17 protein-coding genes are annotated in these 20,791 nt (G+C 70.6%); 11 read left to right on the plus strand and 6 right to left on the minus strand.

Annotated features, from left to right (window positions below):
• Nucleotides 1–40: 40 nt before the first annotated feature.
• The gene (locus tag ACLQ29_RS31250; RefSeq protein WP_425774964.1) at nucleotides 41–1,666 is read right to left on the minus strand and encodes a glycoside hydrolase family 43 protein; all 1,626 of its coding nucleotides are present in this window, start codon (nucleotides 1,664–1,666) and stop codon (nucleotides 41–43) included.
• Nucleotides 1,667–1,915: 249 nt separating this feature from the next.
• On the opposite strand from ACLQ29_RS31250, the gene ACLQ29_RS31255 reads away from it, so the two are divergent.
• From ACLQ29_RS31255 to ACLQ29_RS31270, 4 genes are read left to right on the plus strand one after another with little or no spacing between them, the layout of a single operon-like run.
• Entirely contained in the window at nucleotides 1,916–3,211 is a 1,296-nt protein-coding gene (locus ACLQ29_RS31255; protein ID WP_425774965.1) for an extracellular solute-binding protein, read from the plus strand.
• A gap of 52 nt (nucleotides 3,212–3,263) precedes the next feature.
• Entirely contained in the window at nucleotides 3,264–4,262 is a 999-nt protein-coding gene (locus tag ACLQ29_RS31260) for a carbohydrate ABC transporter permease (RefSeq protein WP_425774966.1), read from the plus strand.
• Nucleotides 4,259–5,095, plus strand: coding sequence for a carbohydrate ABC transporter permease (locus tag ACLQ29_RS31265; RefSeq protein WP_425774967.1), 837 nt, complete (start codon nucleotides 4,259–4,261; stop codon nucleotides 5,093–5,095). Before ACLQ29_RS31260 ends, ACLQ29_RS31265 begins: the two co-directional genes overlap by 4 nt.
• Nucleotides 5,096–5,148: 53 nt before the next feature.
• Nucleotides 5,149–6,195, plus strand: a complete 1,047-nt coding sequence (locus tag ACLQ29_RS31270) for a LacI family DNA-binding transcriptional regulator (RefSeq protein ID WP_425774968.1) — start codon at nucleotides 5,149–5,151, stop codon at nucleotides 6,193–6,195.
• A 531-nt stretch (nucleotides 6,196–6,726) separates the two neighbouring features.
• Here ACLQ29_RS31270 and ACLQ29_RS31275 read toward each other — a convergent pair.
• Entirely contained in the window at nucleotides 6,727–8,103 is a 1,377-nt protein-coding gene (locus tag ACLQ29_RS31275) for an extracellular catalytic domain type 1 short-chain-length polyhydroxyalkanoate depolymerase (protein ID WP_425774969.1), read from the minus strand.
• 376 nt (nucleotides 8,104–8,479) lie between these two features.
• Between ACLQ29_RS31275 and ACLQ29_RS31280 the strand changes: the two genes are divergently transcribed.
• A complete protein-coding gene (locus ACLQ29_RS31280; RefSeq protein ID WP_425774970.1) occupies nucleotides 8,480–8,629 on the plus strand; it encodes a hypothetical protein in 150 nt (49 codons plus the stop codon).
• Nucleotides 8,630–8,660: 31 nt separating this feature from the next.
• Here ACLQ29_RS31280 and ACLQ29_RS31285 read toward each other — a convergent pair whose 3' ends face one another.
• Genes ACLQ29_RS31285 through ACLQ29_RS31300 form a run of 4 tightly spaced genes read right to left on the minus strand, consistent with a single transcriptional unit; the run spans nucleotide 8,661 to nucleotide 10,884 of the window.
• A complete protein-coding gene (locus ACLQ29_RS31285) occupies nucleotides 8,661–9,131 on the minus strand; it encodes a hypothetical protein (protein WP_425774971.1) in 471 nt (156 codons plus the stop codon).
• A gap of 3 nt (nucleotides 9,132–9,134) precedes the next feature.
• On the minus strand, nucleotides 9,135–10,271 hold the full coding sequence (locus tag ACLQ29_RS31290; protein WP_425774972.1) for a hypothetical protein: 1,137 nt from the start codon (nucleotides 10,269–10,271) through the stop codon (nucleotides 9,135–9,137).
• A gap of 12 nt (nucleotides 10,272–10,283) precedes the next feature.
• Nucleotides 10,284–10,580: a WXG100 family type VII secretion target gene (locus tag ACLQ29_RS31295; RefSeq protein WP_393241114.1), complete on the minus strand. Its 297-nt coding sequence runs from the start codon at nucleotides 10,578–10,580 to the stop codon at nucleotides 10,284–10,286.
• Entirely contained in the window at nucleotides 10,573–10,884 is a 312-nt protein-coding gene (locus ACLQ29_RS31300) for a hypothetical protein (RefSeq protein ID WP_425774973.1), read from the minus strand. The genes ACLQ29_RS31295 and ACLQ29_RS31300 overlap by 8 nt, the downstream gene beginning before the upstream one ends.
• Nucleotides 10,885–11,052: 168 nt before the next feature.
• Between ACLQ29_RS31300 and ACLQ29_RS31305 the strand changes: the two genes are divergently transcribed.
• The 6 genes from ACLQ29_RS31305 (at nucleotide 11,053) to ACLQ29_RS31330 (ending at nucleotide 20,736) form a co-directional block, all read left to right on the plus strand.
• Entirely contained in the window at nucleotides 11,053–13,608 is a 2,556-nt protein-coding gene (locus ACLQ29_RS31305) for a WD40 repeat domain-containing serine/threonine protein kinase (protein ID WP_425774974.1), read from the plus strand.
• Nucleotides 13,609–13,618: 10 nt separating this feature from the next.
• The gene (locus ACLQ29_RS31310) at nucleotides 13,619–17,875 is read left to right on the plus strand and encodes an FtsK/SpoIIIE domain-containing protein (RefSeq protein WP_425774975.1); all 4,257 of its coding nucleotides are present in this window, start codon (nucleotides 13,619–13,621) and stop codon (nucleotides 17,873–17,875) included.
• Nucleotides 17,876–17,974: 99 nt separating this feature from the next.
• Entirely contained in the window at nucleotides 17,975–18,655 is a 681-nt protein-coding gene (locus tag ACLQ29_RS31315; protein WP_425774976.1) for an NAD(P)-dependent oxidoreductase, read from the plus strand.
• Between the two features lie 4 nt (nucleotides 18,656–18,659).
• Nucleotides 18,660–19,541: a sigma-70 family RNA polymerase sigma factor gene (locus ACLQ29_RS31320; RefSeq protein ID WP_425774977.1), complete on the plus strand. Its 882-nt coding sequence runs from the start codon at nucleotides 18,660–18,662 to the stop codon at nucleotides 19,539–19,541.
• A gap of 212 nt (nucleotides 19,542–19,753) precedes the next feature.
• On the plus strand, nucleotides 19,754–20,554 hold the full coding sequence (locus tag ACLQ29_RS31325; RefSeq protein ID WP_425774978.1) for a helix-turn-helix domain-containing protein: 801 nt from the start codon (nucleotides 19,754–19,756) through the stop codon (nucleotides 20,552–20,554).
• Entirely contained in the window at nucleotides 20,545–20,736 is a 192-nt protein-coding gene (locus ACLQ29_RS31330) for a DUF397 domain-containing protein (RefSeq protein ID WP_425774979.1), read from the plus strand. Before ACLQ29_RS31325 ends, ACLQ29_RS31330 begins: the two co-directional genes overlap by 10 nt.
• Nucleotides 20,737–20,791: the final 55 nt, after the last annotated feature.

Consider the following 20,791-nt stretch of genomic DNA (forward strand, 5'->3'; position numbering starts at 1 on the left):
GAACGCGGACGGCACCCGCCCGGGGGTGCCGTCCGCCTGCTCACTGCTCCCGGTAGGTGGCCAGGTCGAAGTCGGCGTACACCCCGTCGCCGCCGAGGTCCTGCACCCACAGGCCGACGAACGCGCCGGTGAAGCCCCACGCGGCCGGCTCACCGTCGATGATCAGTGCGGCGTGCTCGTCGGACAGGATCGTCGCGTCCAGCTCGACCGGGAGGCGCTGCCACCCCGCGCCCAGGTCGTAGTCGAAGCCCACCACCGGCCCGTCGAACACCACCCGCAGACCGACCCGGGTGACGCCGCTGGCGTCGACGGTCAGCTCCGGGTGCGGGGTACGCCGCCCGTTGTCGGAGCTGAGCAGCTCCAGCACCGTCCGCCCGTCGTCGGCGCGGGTCAGGTAGAGGTGGTGCCAGTTGAGGGTGTTGTAGTAGGCGGTGATCCCGGCGAGCTGACGGTGGTCGACCGGGTCGAACTCCACAACCGTCTCCAGCGAGCAGTGCGTCGCTTCGACGCGGCGCGCGACCAGGCTGGGGGCCTGTCGGCCGACGGGCGACTGCCCGCCGTGCACCCGCAGGTACGACGGCCGCGACCGCAGGTCGATCCAGTCGTCGGTGGCCGGCCGGCGCAGCGTCGACCAGCACAGACCCAGCTCGGGGGCGTCGAAGTGGTCGGTGTCGGGCTCGGCCGGCCACGGGTGCCCGGGCAGGTCCGGCGCGACGACCTCCTCCGCGGGCACCCCGCCCGGGATCCGGGGCCAGTCGTCCGCCGGCCACTCGACCCGCTGGATCGCCGTCTCCCGGCCCAGCACGCAGCTGCCCAGCGGTGAGTAGGGGCGACCCACCAGGTGGGCCAGATACCACTCGCCGTCCTGGGTGCGCACCAGGCTGCCGTGACCGGCCTTCTGCAACCGCAGGTCGGGCCGACCCACCGAGCTGAGCAGCGGGCCGGACGGGTCCACCTCGTACGGCCCGAACAGCTCCCGGGACCGCGCCACGGTGACCTGGTGCTCCCAGCTGGTGCCGCCCTCGGCGGTGATCAGCCAGTACCACCCGTCGTGGCGGTACAGGTGCGGGCCCTCGGTGACCCCGACCGGGGTGCCGGTGAACAGGATGCGGGGCCGGCCGACCAGGCGGCGCGCGGCCCGGTCGTACTGCTGGATCTCGATGCCGCCGAAACGGTCCCGACCGGGTCGCCAGTCCGCGCTCATGCTCAGCAGCCAGGTGGTGCCGTCGTCGTCGTGGAACAGGGCGGCGTCGAAACCGCGCCCGTGCAGTTTCACCGGGTCCGACCACGGGCCGGCGATGTCCTCGGCGGTGACCAGGAAGTTCTGGGGATCCCAGTAGCCGCTGGCGAAGCTGGCCACGTCGCTGTAGACGAGGTGGAACTGCCCGTCGTGGTACGTCAGGTCGGGCGCCCACACGCCGTTGGAGTCACCGCAGCCGCGCAGGTCGAGCAGGCGGCGGTCGGTGACGATCCCGCCCAGGGTGCGCCAGTTCACGAGATCACGCGAATGGTGCACACGCACGCCCGGATACCACTCAAAGGTCGAGGTGGCCAGGTAGTAGTCATCGTCGACGCGCAGGATCGATGGATCCGGATGGAATCCGGCGAGGACAGGGTTGCGGATCGACCGGGCAGCGGTCGCCACGTTAGCGATGTCGGTCGACACGAGGGCTCCTCTGGACGACTGTCTGGAACTTCCGGAAACTTGCGGTCCCGGATCACTGGAAGTCCTGCCTACGCTAGCCGGTCTTTTCGCAATAGGACAGAGGTCTTGACCGCTGGGGCCACAGCTCGTAGCGTGCCGGCCATCGACCGGTAATACCGGCGAAGCAATGAAAGTTCCGGAGATCCATAAGTCCCACCCGCCGGCTCGGCCGGCGTCCGAGCACCCCGTGAGTCCCCGAAGGGATGGATCATGACTACGCACCTTTCCCGCCGAACGTTGCTCGGCCTCGCCGGTGCCGGCGCCGGCGCCTACCTGCTGAGCGCCTGCAGCGGTGACGAGAAGTCCAGCGACCCGAACGCGCCGCAGACCATCAACTGGTGGCACATCCAGAACACCGAGCCGATGCTTCCGGTCTGGGCGGCGCTGGCCACCGAGTACAAGGCCGCGCACTCGAACGTCACCATCGACATCCAGCCGCTGGAGAACGAGGCGTTCAAGGCCAAGCTCACCACCGCCACCCAGGCGGGTGACCCGCCGGACCTCTTCCAGTCGTGGGGTGGTGGCGTGCTCAAGCAGCAGGTCGACGCGGGCCTGGTCAAGGACCTCACCGACGACGTGAAGGACCTGGTCGGTGGCATCCTGCCGGCTGCCATGGGGCCGTACACGATCGACGGCAAGATCTACGGCATCCCGTTCGACATCGGCATGGTCGGGTTCTGGTACAACAAGGAACTCTTCACCCGCGCCGGCATCACCGAGTCGCCCACAACCTGGGCAGCGCTGCTCGACGCGGTCCGGAAGCTCAAGACCGCCGGCATCACCCCGGTCGCCATCGCCGGCAAGGACAAGTGGCCGGCCCACTTCTACTGGTCCTACCTGGCCATGCGCATCGGTGGCGTCGGCGCGCTGCAGAAGGCCGTCGACGACAAGAACTTCGACACCCCCGAACTGGTCGCCGCGGGTGAGCGGCTCAAGGAACTCGTCGACCTGCAGCCCTTCCAGAAGGGTTTCCTCGGCGCCGAGTACGGCTCTCCGGACGGGCAGGCCGCCACCATGGGCAACGGCGGCGCGGCCATGGAACTGATGGGTCAGTGGGCGCCGGCGGTGCAGGCCTCAAGCTCGACCAGCAAGAAGGGCCTCGGCGACAAGCTCGGCTTCTTCCCGTTCCCCGCGGTGGACGGCGGTAAGGGCACCTCCACCGAGGTCTTCGGCGGCGGCAACGGTTTCGCCGTCGGCAAGGACGCGCCGGCGGCCACCATCGACTTCCTGAAGTTCCTGCTCAGCGTCGACAACCAGAAGAAGTCCGCGCAGACCGGCGCGGTACTGCCCACGGTGAAGGACGCCACCTCGGCGATCAGCGACCCCAACAACAAGGTCGTCGCGGAGACCCTGGCCAAGAACACCGGCTTCCAGCTCTACCTCGACCAGGCGTACGCGCCCGCGCTCGGGCAGCAGATCAACGACAGCGTCGCCGAGATCATCGCCGGCAAGAAGGCCCCCTCGGCGATCCTCAAGGACATCACGCAGGTGGCAAAGACCGCCTGACCGTGACCCGTCAACCATCCGTAGCCGGCCGTAGAACCCGAGTGGAGTAGGCATGACCAGGCCATCGACCGTGTCGGACACGAGGCGCGGCGACACGGCGACCGATCCGCCGGCATCGGGGCCGGGCACCGCGCGCAAGCGCGGCCGCCAGCCCCGGCCGGGCCGGGGTGGCGTCCTCACCGTGTTCCTGGCGCCCGCCCTGGCGCTGTTCGTGCTCCTTGTCCTCGCCCCCATCGTGGTGGCCGGCTACGCCAGCCTCTTCAAGTGGAACGGCTTCGGGCTGCCGGAGAACTTCATCGGGTTGGACAACTACACACGTGCCTTCGGCGACCCGACGTTCCGCGGCGACCTGTGGCGTGGCCTGGTGTTGGTGTTGCTGTCCCTGGTCGTGCAGCTGCCGGTCGCGCTGGCCCTGGCCATGCTGCTCAACCAGCCACTGCGCGGGCGGGCCGTCTACCGGCTGATCTTCTTCGCCCCGTACGTGCTCTCCGAGGTCACCACGGCCGTCCTGTTCACCCTGGTGTTCTCTCCGAACCGAGGGTTGGGCGAGGGCGTCGCCCGGTGGTTGGGTGCCGACGCGGGCACCGTCTTCGCCGACCCGGACACCGTGCTGTACGCCGTCTTCCTGGTGGTGTCCTGGAAGTATTTCGGCCTCTACATGATGCTCTTCCTGGCCGCCCGTCAGGGCATCCCCAAGGAGTTGTCCGAGGCCGCGGTCACCGACGGCGCCAGCGCCTGGCAGGCGTTCCGGCACGTCACCCTGCCCCTGCTCGGCCCGACGATCCGGATCAGCATCTTCCTGTCGGTCATCGGCACCATCCAACTGTTCGACATGGTCTGGGTGCTCACCGGCGGCGGGCCGATCCACTCCTCGGAGACGCTGGCCGTCACCATGTACCAGTTCGGCTTCCGTCGCTTCGAGGTCGGCTACGCGAGTGCCATCAGCATCGTGATGTTCCTGTTGAGCCTCGTCTTCGCCCTGTTCTACCAACGCATCGTGCTGCGTCGTGACACGGCGGGCGCGGTCACCACCCAGGGAGGCCAGCGATGACCGCCACGGCGAGTCGCGCCCAGCGGACCCGCAGCGTCGTGCTGCACCTCGTCTGCATCGCCGTCGGTGTGCTCATCGTCGTGCCGGTGTACTTCGGCGTGCTCGGTGGCTTCAAGGACAACGGCCAGCTGTCCACCAACCCGCTGGGCTGGCCCGATCCCTGGGTGGGAAACTACCTCGAGATCCTCAGCGAGGGCGTGTTCTGGCGGCAGCTCGGCAACAGTGTGCTGATCGCCGTCAGCAGCACAGTCATCGTCGTCGGCGCGGCGGCGATGGCCGCGTTTGTCTTCGCACGCTATGCGTTCCGGGGCCGCGAGTTCCTGGTGACCCTCTTCGCGATCGGTCTGATGTTCCCGTTCGCGGTGGCCATCCTGCCGCTGTTCGTCCTGCTGCGCGGCATGGGCCTGCTGGACAATCCGCTCGGCGTCATCCTGCCCCAGGCCGCCTTCGGGCTGCCGATCACCATCATCATCCTGCGCCAGTTCTTCCGCACCATCCCGGCCGAGGTGGAGGAGGCAGCCGTCCTGGACGGCTGCAGTTCCTTCGGGTTCTTCTGGCGGGTCCTGCTGCCGATGGCCCGTCCCGCCCTGGCCACCGTCTCGGTGCTGGCGATCGTGACCAGTTGGAACAACTTCATGTTGCCGCTCGTCGTCTTCAGCGACCAGAGCTGGTGGACGCTCCCCGTCGGGGTCCAGGCATTCCAGGGCCAGTACGCCGACGACACCGCGCGAGTGCTCGCGTACGTCGTGCTGTCCATGCTGCCGGCCCTGGGCTTCTACGCCGTGGCCGAACGGCAGCTCATCGGGGGCCTCACCGGGAGCGTCAAGGGATGACATCGCACCACCGCGAGCAGACCTGAAGCCTGCCGGCAGACGAAGGAGCGACCGTGGGCGCGGAGAACGGCCGAAACGTCACCATCGCGATGATCGCGCGGCTGGCCGGTGTCTCGGTGCCCACGGTCTCCCGGGTCATCAACGGGCGATCCGACGTCGCCCCGGACACCCGGGAACGCGTCGAGGCGCTGCTCAACCGGCACGGCTACCGCCGCCGCTCGCCGGCCCGGCGTACCGATGCCGCTCTCATCGACCTGGTCTTCAACGACCTGGACAGCCCGTGGGCCGTGGAGATCATTCGCGGCGTGGAGGACGTCGGCCAGACCAGCGGCGTCGGCACCGTCGTGTCGGCCATCCACTGGCGCATCTCCTCGGCGAAGCAGTGGCTCGACAACATGCGTACGCGCTCCACCGAGGGCATCATCTTCGTGACCTCGATGGTGAACCCGCCGTTGCAGGCCGAGCTGCGTCGCCTGCACCTGCCCGTGGTCATCATCGACCCGGCCGGCGTCGACCCGCAGGAGTCACCCACCATCGGCGCCACCAACTGGGCCGGCAGCCTGAGTGCCAACCAGTACCTGATCAGCCTCGGCCACCGCCGCATCGGCTTCATCGCCGGGCCGCCGCACCTGATGTGCAGCCGGGCCCGGATGGACGGCTACCGGGCTGCCCTCGGCGCCGCCGACATTCCCGTCGACGACAGCCTGATCCGTCCCGGCAACTTCTACCACGAGGCCGGATTCAGCGCCGGTACCCAACTGCTGGCCCTGCCCGATCCGCCCACCGCCATCTTCGCCTCCAGCGACCAGATGGCGCTCGGCGTCTACGAGGCGGTCCGCAAACGCGGGCTGCGGGTGCCCGACGACATCAGTGTGGTCGGCTTCGACGACCTGCCGGAGGTCAGGTGGTGCTCACCGCCGTTGACGACCGTCCGTCAACCCCTGGCCGAGATGGGCATGCTGGCCGCCCGGACCGTGTTGCGCCTCGCCGGCGGGGAGAAGACCGAGAGCCCCCGGGTCGAACTGGCCACCGAGCTGATCGTGCGCGACAGTGCCGCACCACCGCGACGGCCGGCGTCGAAGGGGCAGCCCGGGCCGTGAGGCCGGCGAGGCTTCTCTCGGGTGGCCGTCACCTGCTGCGTCTCGGCGACCGACCCCTCCATTCGCACTGACAACCATCTATGGACATACGTGTCCGGTGAGCGCTAACGTGACGGACAGTCGCCGATTATCCACTGCTCCGGGGCGATCGTGAGCGCTGTGACTCCTGGTCCGGAGACGCCGACGGCGGCGTGGGCGGGTGGATTGCGGCCGGCGCGGGTCGGCCTCGGCGTGCGCGGCGAAGCGTCCTCCCTGCCCGCACCGGGGATCGTCGGTCCGGCCAGGTGGTCGGGTCGCGTCTGGTAGTCCCGCTGTTCAGAGTCCGGGCCCGAGCAGCGGGACTCCACCCGCGCCGCGCGCCGCACCCCCGCGCTGAGCACCACACCCTCGCGCCCTCGACGCCGCCGACAGCGGCTCGCTCCGCCAGTGCGGCGCTCCTCGGACAACCGATGGCCCGGCCCGGGATTCCTCCCGAGCCGGGCCACCGACCGATCAAGCGACAAGCGGGGTACGCCCCCGTCGGTCACCGCGTCAACTTCTGCTCCACCGCTGGGAGTTCGTGCCGTTGCAGGTCGAGAGGACCAACTGGACGCCGTTGGCGGTGCCGCCGGCGTTCGGCGCGAGGCACAGGCCGGACTGCACGCCGGTGACCGTACCGTCGGAGTTGAGGTTCCACTGCTGGTTGGTGCCGCCGTTGCAGTCCCAGATGATCGCCCGGGTGCCCGACGTGGTCCCCGCGCCCTCGGCATCCAGGCACTTCGTGCCGTACACCTGGAGTTGTCGCGCGGCGGTCGGCGTCCACTGCTGGTTGGTGCCGCCGTTGCAGTCCCACAGCGCCACCTGGGTGCCGTTCGTCTGCGACCTCGCCGGGACGTCCAGGCAGCGACCGGCGTTGACGTTGCGCAGCGGTCCGGCCGTGCCGCCCGGTGGCGGTGTGGTCGGGTTCGGCGGCGGGGTGGTGGGGTTCGGCGGCGGGGTGGTGGGACTCGTGGTGTCCAGACCGAGGAACCGGACGGCCTGCGCGGCGTCGAACGGGATGGAGTGGCCGTACCCCTGGAAGCTGATGGCTTCGACAGGCGCCGTGCCGCCGGTGCCTCCGTACCGGGTACGGGTGGCGCTGGCCTGCGGGGAGTCGGTGTAGGCGGGGGTCTGTGAGACGCCCTGGACGTTCGTCCACTGCTTGATTTGCTCGCCGAAGTTGACGTAGCTCAGCGTGGTGTCCGTGGTGCCGTGCCAGATCTGCATCCGGGGACGTTTGCCGGTGTAGCCGGGGTAGGCGTTGCGCACCAGGTCACCCCACTGCTGCGGGGTGCGGACGATGCGCCCGCCGGAGCACTCGCTGTTCCACTCGGCGCCGTTCGTGGTGGCGAAGCAGCCGAACGGGACCCCGGAGGAGCTGAACCCGGCGTTGAACAGGTCCGGGTAGAGGCCGGCCATGACGTTCGTCATCATGGCGCCGGAGGAGAACCCGCCCACGGCGATCCGGTTGGCGTCGACCGGGTAGCGGCCCCGGACGTAGTCCACCATGGACCTGAGGCCGATGGGGTCGCTGCCGCCGTCGCGCCGCAGCGCCTGCGGGGAGGAGACGTCCCAACACTTGCTGCTGCGGGTCACCGACGGGTAGATCACGATGAAGCCGTAGCGGTCGGCGAGGGTGCTGAGCCCGAAACCGGAGTGCACCGCCGGGCCACTGCCGGTGCAGTAGTGCAGGGCGAGCAGGAGAGCCGGCTGGGCCGCGACCCGGTCCGGCACGTACAGGTGCATCTGGAGGTTCGTCGGGTTGGTGCCGAAGTTCGTCACCTGGGTGAGCGTCGCGGCCGACGCCGGGGTGGCGGCCGTGACCACGGCCGTCGTCGTCGCCAGGGCCGTCGCGAGCGCGGCGGCCAGCAGTGCGATCCTTGATCTCATCGGCGCTTCCTCTGGTACGGGTCGGGGACTCGGCGGCAGCACGGGTGCGGACGCGCGTCGTCCGCCGCACGTGGTCGGCGGCCGCTGTCGAATCCTGATGCGACGCCCGCATGCCCGGCCGGACGCCGTGACGCCGAGGCCGACCAGCCAGGGCTCTCCCGCGAGCCCTGAACGCCGTTCGCCTCGACATCGACTGTGAGCGATAACATGCCGTTCGTCAAGTTGTAACGTATGACGTCAGTCGATCGGTCGGAGGCCTGTTTTCTGGTGGGGCGGGAGTGCCACAATGGCGGTGGCGCTCTGGCGGCTACCGCTCGGGCCCGGGGGAGGGCCTTCCGCAGGAAGCGGACGGTGGGCACGAACCCGGAGGCCGTTCATGGATCTTGTGCCGCACGCTGACGCCATCTCCAGCCTGGTCGACCTGCTGGGCGCCGCACTCCAACTGACCGCCGCGGTCGTCACCCTGCTGGCGGCCGGCACGGTGTGCCGCCGCCGTGGTGGCCGGGGCGACGACGAAGACGCGTAGCACGGCCAGCCGGACCTGTGGTCATCGCAGGTCAGTCCTCGTCGCGGGACCAGTCTCGCGGCGGCACGACGGCGAGCTGGGGTTCGCCACTTATCGGTTCGAGTGCGTGCACGATCCGCAGGTCACCGTCGTCGGCGGCGTCCTCGTCGGTGAGCACCCGGCCACTGCTGCCATCGGCGCTGACCAGGAGCCACCTGTCGGGATAGTGGCTGCCGTCGTCGACAAGCGCCCGAACCCGGAAGGCGCGGGCCAAGGCGACGGCCAGCTCCCGTTCCTCCAGACCGGTGGCGTCGGCGAGCTCGGTGTCGCCGATCAGCGCCCAGCCGAACTCCTCGTCGTCGTCGGGAGGGGTGAACATGGCGACCGGCCGGGGGTCACCAGCCGAACGGTCCTCGATCCGCCCGACGTAGATCGCCTCCGGCGCGATGCCATAGCTGTCCGCGAGGAACCGACGCAGATCGGCTGCGGGGATCTCACTCTCGACCTGAATCTGGAAGACCAACGCCTACTCCCGGTAATTCTTGTGGTGGCGGAAGACCTCCATCGCGCGCTCCCGGTGGGCGGGTGTGATGTATGGGTCCCTGTCCAACTGGGCATTCGCCGCATCGAGGTCGCCGCCGAACTGGATGTACGTCTTCAGCGCCTTGTACTCCATCCGCTCCATCCGCACCAGGCCGGGCCCGGTCTCGGGGAAGACCGTACCCGTGTCCTCGACGCCGTAGGTACGGCCGTTCACCACGTAACGACTGCGGTCCGCGTCCCAGGTGGCAAGGCCGGCGGCGATGTCGGCCAGATCCCGCGCGACGTCCGTGCCGGGCAGGACCACCGTGTTGATTGGTTTGGTCGGATTCTTGGGCCGGATGCGATTGAGGTGGTGCCGGTCGTGCACCGGCTTGAGGGGGATCTTGCCGGCTGGTCCGGCGACAGGCGCGGTGGCCGGCGGGGCGGCAGGCCCGGTGGCCGGCGCGGACGTCGAGGTTGGCGTGGTCTGGGAGGCCCCGCTTCCCGCCTTCCGTCGCTGCTCGCCCAAGGGTGTCGATCGCGGAATGGCTGCTTGGATGGCCTGGGCGCAGCGGGCGGCAACCTGTGCGTACCGCTGCTTCGCCTGGAGCGCGGAGGCCCGCGCGCGTTCGCGCTCTGCTTCGCAGAGCCGCGCGTTGCGGGCAATGCCGAGAGCCTGTGAGCGGACCGGTTCGCGCAGCGGGGCCGCGTACGACTCGTTCAGGCCACGCCAGACCCCCGGTCCGTAGGTGAGCATGCCGGTCAGGCCGCAGAACTGTTGGAGCATGGCCCGGTACTGGCTGTCCGCCGTCATGCCGATTTGGAGTGCGCCGCGCGACTGCACCTGTAGCTGAGTGAGGTCGTTCGCGAACGCCGACAGGGCCTTCGCGCAGGCCAGATAGGCGTCGGCCAGGGCCCTCGCCGTACCGGGGAGTCGCCCGAGCTCATGATCGACGGTGGTGGCGTAGTCGCCCCGCAGCCTCATGGCGGCGCTGTTGGACGCGACGGACCTGAGCCGCGCGGTGTGCCCGTTGATCTCCGCGGTGCGACGCTGCATGGCGGTTGCCATCGCGCTGATCGTGGCGGGCGTGCCCGGGGTCGGATCGCCGTCGTAGATGCTGAGGGCTTGCCAATCTTCCATGTCGGCCGGTGATCAGCCGTTGATGCCCCCGGCCAGCCTGGCGTCCAGGTCCTGGTGCTCGCGGACGACGCCGACCAGGAACGTGGACATGCCCTCCAGCCCGCCGATCATGTTCTGCGCGCCGGTGGTCCACTGCTGGTAGGACTCCTGGAAGCGACCCGAGGCCAGCTGGGTGCGGAACTCGCTGTTGACCAGTTGGTCGATCATCGACTTCAGGGCGTTCAACTTCTGGGTCATCTCCTCCTGCCCCGCGGTCAGGGTGCGGGCGGCCGACTGGAGGCCCTCGTAACCGACGCTGACGTCACTCATCGCGCTTCCCCTTTGCGTGTTGGTTGGTCGGTAGCTCGTTGGCCAGTGCGCTGTCCAGTTGGGCGTGGCCCGTGACCACGCCGTCGAGCCGGTCCGCGACGGCCGCCACCGCGGCCACCAGATCGGTCTGGTGCTCGATCGCGGCCTCGGTGAACTCGTAGAGTGCCAGGTCGATGTCGTAGGAGCCGGTCTTGGGCAGGTGGCCGGTCTGCTGCCGGGCCGACTCCAGACCGGAGCGCACATCCGTCAGCTGCCGCACGGCCTGAAGGACCGCGTCCCTGTCGAAGCCGAACCCGGTCGCCATCGCCCCGTCCCCCTGAAAGTCGCGCGTTCCCCGGTCGAACCCAGCCCCACCACCGGCCCACGCGAGGCGCGAGACGTAGATCAACTCCTATGTGGACGGACATCGCCGAACGATCCGCCGGAGTATGGTTCGCACCGACTGTAATGCCCGATGGCAAGGAGCGCGAAGGTGCCCAATCCCCAGTCGCCGCACCAGCTCATCGCGGGGCGTTACCGGTTGGAGAGTGTCCTCGGCCGGGGCGGCATGGGAGTCGTCTGGCGGGCGACCGACGAGCTGATGGGTCGCGTCGTCGCCGTCAAGGAGGTCCGCGTTCCCCTCGGGCTTCCCGCCGAGGAACGTCTGCGGTTCGCCGAGCGGGCGCTACGCGAGGCGCGCAGCGCGGGGCGCATCAACCACCCGGCGGTCGTGGCGATCCACGACGTGGTCCCGGCCAACGGCGACGACGAGGCCGTCTACCTCGTGACGGAGTTGGTGGAGGCTCCGACGCTCGCCGATCTCCTCGACCGGGAGGGGGCGTTGTCGCCGGATCGGGTGGCGGCCATCGGCGTCCGTGTGCTCGGCGCACTGGCCGCCGCGCACTCGGTAGGTGTGGTGCACCGCGACGTCAAACCCGGCAACATCATGGTGCTCCCCGGTGACGAGGTGAAACTGCTCGACTTCGGCATCGCGCACGCGGCGGGGGACACCCGCCTGACCCGCCAGGGGATGATGGGCTCGACGGGCTACCTCGCTCCGGAACTGTTCCACGGCAACGACCCCACGCCGGCGGCCGACCTGTGGTCGGTGGGTGTGACCCTCGCCCAGGCCGTGACCGGTGAGCTGCCGTTCGAGGGAGCGTCGACCGCGGCCACCCTGCACGCGGTCCTCTACGACGACCTGCCGGCCATCCGCTGCGGCGAGCCGCTGGCCACGGTGATCGCCGGCCTGCTCACCCGCGACGTGGCGCAACGGCTCACCGTCGAGCAGGCCCGTGACCTACTCGACGCCCCGGTCAGCGCGGGCGCACCCGGCCGGCGCGACAGCCCCGCCGCCGCGGTCGGGGCGCCCGACCAGCCCCGCCCGGCCCGCCTCGCCCCCGAGCCGGAGGGCGAATCCTGGGAGCGGCACGCCACGACCGTGCAGCCGGCGGGGCCCACGCCTCCTCGGCAACGTCCGGTCCCGGCCGCGCCAGACACGCGATCGACCGAGCAGCCGGCAGTCAACTTCCTCGCCGAGGTGCCGAAGACAACAGTCATCGCCAACATCGTCACCCGGTTCGTCGTCGTGGGCCTCGTCCTGTGGGTGGCCGGCCTGCTCGCCAGCCTGCTGCTGATGACCGGCCGACCCGACTGGACGCTGATCCCCGCGATCCTCCTGCCGCTGCTGGCCGGGGCCGGGCTGATGGTGAGCATCGTCAGCCCGCCGCACGGCTGGATCCAGCTGACCGGCCGTTCGATGCGGATGCACTTCCGGCGGCGGGAGCCGACGCATCTGCTCTGGGAGCACGTCGCCGCCATCACGGTCGGGCCTGGTGCGGGCCGGTCCGCCACACGATCCAGGCTCGGCATCGAGCTGTCGACCGACGCGCCGCCGGACACGATCAACCGCTGGAAAGCCCGCGGGGTGCTGCGCGAGCAGGACGGCGGCGGGCCGGTCTGGATCGTCGGCGACCTCGACACCAGCCCTTCGGTGCTGATGGACGAGCTGGGCGCCGTCGCCCCCGACCAGGTCCGGATCGTCGGCCCGACCGACGAGGTGCCGGGCGGGTCCACACGAGCCTTCCTGCCGCTCGGCCGACGATGGCCGTACCCGGTGCTGTCGTGCCTGCTGTTGGTCGTCCTCGTCGTGACCGGCCACGTCTTCGTGCGGCAGAGTCGGTCGGCGATGGTGGAGCTCGACGCCGATCGGGTCAGCACGCTGGCGTTCAGCCCGGACGGCGCCACACTCGTCAGCGCCGAGGATGAGACGTCCAGCATCACCTTCTGGAATGTCGCCGACCGTACGGCGATGGCCACCGTTCCCACGCACACCAGAGGCATCGAGGTGCTCAGGTTCAGCCCGGACGGAAAGACGCTCGCCAGCGGCGGGCACGACGGCGTGGTCAAGCTCTGGGACGTCGCCAGCCGACAGAACACCGCGAACCTCGCCTTCGGCAACTACGGCAGCGTCGACCACGTGGCGTTCTCGCCACAGGGCGACAGCATCGCTGTCCTCGGCGGGCTGCGGGTGATGATGTGGCGCCTGTCGTCCCCGAACGCGCGCGTCGATTTCCCCGTCGAGCCGGCGACCGAGCCGCCCACCTTCGACGAGCTCCGCTTCAACCAGGACGGACAACTGCTCGTGGCCTTCAACTACCGGGGGGAGCTGCGAGCCTGGGAGACCGCGAGTGGTCGCCAGACCTCCCAGGTGGCCGGGCCCATCGCGCCGTGGGCGCAGACCACCCGCGATGCGAAGGTGCTCCTCCGCACGCCCGGGTCCAACCAGGTCGTGACCACCCTGGTCGGCGACACGAGTGGGACTTTCGGCTCCACCGCCTTCGGCCCGGGCGACCTTCTCGTGGCTGCCTCGGTGGGCGACATCCGGATCTGGCACACCACGACCGGCCGCACCGCGCACCTGTACAAGCCACGAGTCGTCCCCAGCCAGAGCGTGCCGGAGTCGGTGGTGGCAATCAGCTCTGCCGGCACCGTCGCGCTCGGCGGCTACTCGGGGCTGTGGCTGTGGACGTACGACTCGGACCGCTGAGACACCAGCCATGATCCTGCGCCTGACCGTCTGGGAAGTCGGCACCGGGACCACACGCGACGTCGAGGTGGTCGCCGCGCCGACCAGCAGCGTGCGCTCGGTGCTCGCGGCGCTGCCCGTCGCCGTGGCAGGCCGCCGCTGCTTCGTCGGAGCGGTCCCGTTGGACCCGGCCGCCACCCTGGCCGACAGCCCTCTGCTCAACGGCTCGGTGATCAGTGTGGGTGGGCCCGGGCCGGTCGGGCGCCTGGCCACGGACGGCGCGGTGGGCGTGCTGGAGGTGGTCCACGGCCCGGACGCCGGCCTGGCCGTCGCGCTGCGGGCCGGGGTCCACCCGATCGCCCGCAGGTCCACCGCGGCGCTGCCGCTGCGCGACACGGACGTCTCCCGGGACACGCACGCCCTGCTGGAGGTGTCCCCGGACGGCACCGCCACCGTCACGGACGGCGGATCGAGCAACGGCACGTACGTCGACGGCGTTCCGGTCACCGACCGGGTCACCGTCGCGCCGACCACAGTGCTCCAGATCGGCGGCGACGAGCTGTGGTGGACTCCCGTGCCGGCCGGTGCGCGGCGGCTCGTCCGAGCCCCGGACGGTCGACTCGACTTCGACCGCGCCTTCGCACGGGCCCCGGTGGTCCCGAGCATCGAGGTGACCCTGCCGGCCCGGCACACCGTGACCCGGGGGCCCATGGCGGCAACGTTCCTCCTGGGCGCGGCGGCATCCGTCCTGGCAGCCGTGCTCACCCAGACTCCCATCCTGCTGCTCGGCGCGGCAGCCTCCATCGCCGGGCTCGTCGTGCACCAGGTCGCGCAGAACAGGCAGGACCGGGAGCGTGCGGCCGAGTTCACCGCGGGGCGGCAGGGCGTCGAGGCGGCGTTCGCCGCCCAGGTGACCGCCGAGCGGCGGGCACGCGAGGCGCTCGCCCCGAGCCGCGCCGAGATCGTCGACATCGCCAGAGGGGCCCGCACCGATCTGTGGACGCGCCGGGCGGACTCCCCGCACGCGGTGGCGCTGCGGGTCGGCGTCGCCGACGAGCTGGCGTCGGTGACCGTACGAGGTGAGCCCTGGCCGGATTTCCACAGCCCGACGCTGTCGGCTGTCCCGGTCACCGTGGACCTGCGTACCGTCGGTGTGCTCGGTGTGACAGGTGACGACGAGCCGGTGCACGCCGTCCTGCGGTGGTTGCTGCTCCAGTTGGCCACCCTGCGCGGCCCTGACGACCTACGGATCGTGCTGCTCAGCGCCGACGCGGCGGGCCGACTGGCCTGGGCGCGCTGGCTGCCGCACGTCGACGCGGGCGAGACGACCTCGTTTCCCTGCCGGATCGGCAACACCACCGCCACCCGGGCCGACCGGGTACGGGAGCTGCGTACCCTCATCGCGTCGCGGCGTGCCGAGCGCGGCCCGCAGCAGTTCGACGACGTGGTCGTCGTCCTCGACGGCGCGTTGGCGCTACGGGACCTGTCCGGCATGGACGAGGTGCTGCGGGACGGGCCGGCGGTCGGGGTCTATCTCATCTGCGCCGACCGGCACAGCATGAACGAGTGCCGGGGTCTGATCGAGACCGCGGGTGACTCGGCACAGCTCACCCGCAGTCCGCACGGCCCGGCGACGACGGTCTGGGTCGACCGCCTCGACGCGACGACCGCCGAGCGGCTGGCGCGGGCGTTGGCTCCGATGCGCGACCGGGCGACGCTCGGCGCGACCCAGAACGCGATCCCCGGCGCGGTACGTCTGCTCGACCTCCTGGACCTCGGCGCGCCCACCGGCGACGACGTGCGCGCGCTCTGGGAGCGGGGGCGGGGCCCACGGACCAGCGTCGTGCTCGGCGCGGATGCCACCGGTCCGGTGTACGTCGATCTCGCCGGCCAGGGACCGCACACCATGTTGGGCGGTGCGACGGGCGCCGGCAAGAGCATCCTGCTGCAGACCCTTGTCACGTCGTTGCTGCTGGCGAACCGGCCGGACGAGCTCAACCTGGTGCTTGTCGACTTCAAGGGCGGCAGCGCGTTTCTGCCCTTCGAACGGTGTCCGCACGTCGTCTCCCTCATCCGTTCCACCGGCGAGACTCCCGCCGACGTGTTCGACGACGCGGCGGCGGCCCGGGTGCTCGCCTCGATCCGGGCCGAGGTGAGCCGCCGGGAGTCCCTGCTGGCCCGGTACGACGGGGAGATCGACAGGTACTGGCAGAAGCGCCTGGCGGGGGCGGACCTGCCGCCGCTGCCCCGACTGGTAATGATCTTCGACGAGTTCGGGCGGGTGCTCGACGCCGTACCCGACTTCGTCAAGGAGCTGGTGAACGTCGCCGCGAAGGGGCGGTCACTGGGCATGCACCTCGTGCTGGCCACCCAGTCGTTGCAGGGCAAGCTCTCGCCCGAGTTGAAGAACAACGTGTCGCTGCGGATCAGCCTTCGCCAGAACGAGCCGGCGGACAGCACGGAGGTGCTCGGAGTCCCCGACGCCGCCACCATCCCGGGCGCGTTGCGGGGCCGCGGCATGATCCTGTGCACCACCGCCGAGACCCGGATCCCGCAACCGTTCCAGTCGGGCTACCTCGGCGACCCCCCGCCCAGCGGTGGCGCCGCCCCGGCCGCCGTGCGCGTCCTGGCCCCGACCGACTTCGGCGCCCCTCGGCCCGTCGCGGCGCAGACGGCCAGCGCGGGGCCCACCGACCAGGACCGCGCCATCGCCGCGATCGAGGACGCCGCCGGTCGGTCCGGGCTGTCGGCGCCCTTCCGACCGATTCTGCCCCCGCTGCCGGCCACCCTGACGGTGGACGAGCTGCCGTCGCGGTGGACGGCCGCCGCGCCGGCGACCGCCGTGCCCTTCGGCCTGGCCGACGACCCGGCACGCCAGGCACAGCCGGCGGACTTCCTCGACCTGGCCGGAGTCGACCGCCTGCTCGTCGCCGGTGGCCCGCAGTCCGGCCGTACGACGTTCGCCCGCACCCTGATCACCGGCCTGGCCGCCCGCTTCCGACCCGACCAGGCCCACCTGTACGTGGTGGAACGGCACCCGGCGGGCCTGGCCGAGTACGCGGCGTTGCCGCACTGCGGCGGGGTCCTCTCGGCGGCCGAGCCGGACCGGATCCGTCGCCTGGTCACCTGGCTGGACCAGGAGGTGCAACGCCGCGCCGCGACGGCGCCTCCGTCGGACGGCCCCCGGCCGCACATCGTCGTCGTTGTCGACGGGTGGGAGCACTTCGAGGACCACAGCGACCCCGCCTTCGTCGAGACGTCACTGCTCGCCACCCTGCGTGGCGTCATCACCGCGGGCGCTCCGCTCGGCGTGCACGTCGTGCCGCTCGGCGGCCAGGACATGCTCAACCACCGGCTGCCGACGCTCTACAGCCGACGGCTGCTCCTACCGTTTCCCAAGGAGGAGACGCGCCGGATGCAGTTGCAGACCGGCATGGCCAGCCCACATGTCCTGCCCGGACGGGCCATCGACGCCGGCAGCGGCCGGCATGTGCAGGTGTGCCTACCGACGAGAGCCGACGCCGTCGCGCCGCACGACACACCCGCGCACCTGCTGCCCCGGCGGTTCCCCGCCCTGCCCGCGCGCATCGACCTGGCCACGCTCTGTGCGAGCGCCGACACCGGGGCGCCGTCCACCTGGATAACGCTGGGCATCGGCGGGCCGGACCACACCACGGTGGGCCTCGACCTGTTCCACGCCGACTCGCACCTGTTGCTGATCTCCGGTGCCGCCGGGACGGGCCGTACCACCGCGGCGGCCACCGTGGCGCACGCCCTGCGGCGGCGCGGGATCGGCGTGCTCGCTGTCGCCTCGCCCCAGTCCCCGTTGCCGAAGCTGCTCCCCGACGACACCGGGCTTCGGGTGCTCACCGGTGTCACGTTCCGGGACAGCGACCTGCGCGAGGCCGCCGCCGCGTTCGGCGACGAGCCGTACGCGGTGGTCGTCGACGACGTCGACCGGATCACCGTGCTGCCCAGCGAACAGGGCTTCGCGAGCAGCCCCACGCTGCTCGACGACATCAGCAGCCCCGCCGCGCGCGGGCAGCGGGCCCTGGTCGTCACCGCGGACGCAGCCCCTCTGCTGACCGGGTTTCCCAGCCCACTCACCCGTCTGGTCAACGCGATCGTGATGGCGGGGACACGTCTCGTGCTGGTCCCGGGCAACCGGTCGGCGGCGGTGGCCCACAACATCACTCTGGAACCCGACCAGTACCTCACCGGCCCGCCCGGTCGGGGCTACCTCGCCGCCGGCCGTACGCCGGTGTCGATGCAGGTGGCCGCACCCTAGTCACCCGCACGTCCACCGCCGTGACCTGCGGTTTGTCACAGACGAACCGCCTGGATCGACGTTCCCTTCGACAGACCATCTCGAAGGGGAGCACACCAGATGCGTATCGTCGTTCTCGGCGCGAACGGGGGCACGGGCCGTCGCCTCGTACAGCAGGCGTTGGACGCCGGCCATGAGGTACGGGCGGTTACCCGGCAGCCGCAGTCGTTCCCGGTCAGCGGCCACGGCTTGGAGGTGGTGGCGGCCGATGTCACAGTGGACGCCCCGTTGGACGGCGCCGAGGTGGTGCTGTCGACGCTCGGAGTGCCGTTCACCAGGCAACCGGTTCTGCTCTACAGCCGCAGTACCGCGACGATCCTGGCGGCGATGCGCCGCGAGAGTGTGCGGCGGCTCGTGGTCGTCAGTTCCAGCGCCACCGAGCCGCATCACCACGCCGAGGGTGGTTTCCTCCTCAACCGCGTCATCCAGCCGTTGGTCACCGCCACCATCGGCAGGACCACCTACGACGACATGCGCGCGATGGAGGCGCTGGTGCGCGACAGCGACCTCGACTGGACGATCGTGCGCCCGTCGGGGCTGTTCGACGGCGACACCATCACCCGCTACCGGCTCTCCGAGAATCGCTCCGACGGCATCTTCACCAGCCGCGCGGACCTGGCGGCCTGCCTGTTGGCCCAGGCTGGCGACACGGCGTGGGTCAAGCGGACCGTGGCTGTCACCACCGCGGACGGCGCTCCGACACTCTGGGCGATGCTGCGGCGGGAAGCGTTCGGGAGATAACGAGATGGACGACCAACAGTGGTTCGCGGAGCAGTTCGCACAGCACCGCCCCCGTCTGCGGTCCGTCGCCTACCGACTGCTGGGATCGGCGACCGAGGTCGACGACGCGCTGCAGGAGGCGTGGCTGCGCACCACGCGCACCGACCCGGCCACGATCACCAATCCCGCGGCCTGGCTGACAACGCTCGTCGGCCGGGTGTGCATCGACATGCTTCGGGCCCGGCAGGCGCGCCGCGAGTTCTTCGGCGCGACCTGGGAGCCGCTGGTCAGCGAGTACGGTGATCCGGAGGCAGCCAGCCTGCACACCGACGCGGTCGGCATCGCGTTGCTTGTGGTGCTGGACAGCCTCGAGCCCGCCGAGCGGCTCGCGGTCGTGTTGCACGACATGTTTGGTATGCCGTTCGAGCAGGTGGCCGCAGTCGTGGGGCGTACACCAGCGGCCACGAGGCAACTGGCCAGCCGCGCCCGCCGACGACTGCGCGACCACGCCTCGCAGCCCAGGGCGGGTCTGCCCGCCCAGCGACATGTCGTCGACGCGTTTCTGACCGCCGCCCGCGCCGGTGACTTCGACGCTCTGCTGGCCCTGCTGGACCCCGACGTGGTGCTCCGTGCCGACCACGGACGCCGAGCGCGGCTCGCACCCGCCCTGCTCACCGGCGCCCACGCCGTGGCCGCCCGCGCCGCCGACGCGGGACCACGATTCGCGCGCCTCTGCGCTCCCGCGCTGGTCAACGGGCTAGCCGGCGTCGTCGCCCGCGACCGGCGCGGCAGGCTCGTCGCCGTGGTCGGCGTCACCATTCACGGCGATCGCATCACTGCCATCGACCTGATCCTCGACCCGGACAAGCTCTCCTCGGAACCTGCGCACCCGTCACCGCGGGCGTGACTGGTTGGCGACATCAGCTACGTAGCTTCCAGTGACGGCCCGGTGCGAACGCCTCTGCCGGGTCTTCGGTCCGTGCTGGCCGCGTCGATGGTGACACTCTGCTGTGGAGAGGCTTACGCTCGGGAGGCGTTTCGCTCGACCGGGTCGAGCTGGTGAACGTTCCACCCCGTCAGTCGCATGAGTAGTCGATCTTCCGGTTTGGGGAGCTTTGCATGGCCGACTTACCGCACCCGCTCGCCGCGTTCATCGTGAACGAGATCCGCCGGTCCCGGGGGGCCGCTGGGATGACGCAGGAGGCTTTCGGTCGGGGCGCCGGTTTCAGCGCCTCCCATGTCAGCGCCGTGGAGAGTGAGACGCGAGCGCTGACGATGGACTTCATCAAGGGCGCGGACCGGGCAGTCAAGAACGGCGGCCTGTTCCAGCGCATGGTGGCCGAGCTGGGCGCACCATCCTGGTTCCTGCCGTGGCTCGACGCCGAACGCACCGCGACGCAGCTCAGGTCTTTCCAACCGACTCTCGTTCCGGGCCTGCTCCAGACCGAGAGCTATGGCCGGGCCGTTATCCGCTGCAACGAGACGCTGAGCGATGACGAGGTCGAGAAGCGGCTGGCGCACCGGATCGACCGGCAGGCGATCCTCACGAGGGCAAACGCCCCGCACCTGGTCGCGGTCATCGCCGAGGCGGTGCTTCGCCGCGCCGGTGCGGAATTCCGCGACATCATGGCGGGGCAGATCAAGCAGTTGACCGCCCTCGCGGAGCGGCCGAACATCAGCGTTCACCTGCTGCCGGACGAGGTCAGCATGCACGTTGGCCTGACCGGGCCGTTCAGCCTGGCCCGGCTGCCGGAGCACAAATGGGTGGGGGAGATGGAGAACCAGCTCGGCGGGGTCGTCATCGACCGCGACGACGAGGTGGATACTCTGATGTCGAGGTGGGAAATGGTTCGCAGTGAAGCTCTTCCCCGCCGTCAGTCGATCGAGCTGATGAAGGACGTGGTGACGTCATGGACCTGATCGGCGCTACGTGGCGCACGTCCACCCGCAGCGGCTCTGGTGGCGGCAACTGCGTCGAGGTTGCGGACAACCTGCCCGGCATCGTCGGGGTGCGCGACTCCAAGGACCCGACCGGGCCAGCGCTGGTCTTCGGGCCGGTGGCCTGGCGCGCGTTCGTCACCGAGGTCACCCGGCAGTCGTAGCCGTCCCCAGCACACGCCGAAGCGCCCGCCCCCGGAACCACGGGGACGGGCGCTT

This window comes from Micromonospora sp. DT228, assembly GCF_049841595.1.
Lineage (GTDB): Bacteria > Actinomycetota > Actinomycetes > Mycobacteriales > Micromonosporaceae > Micromonospora.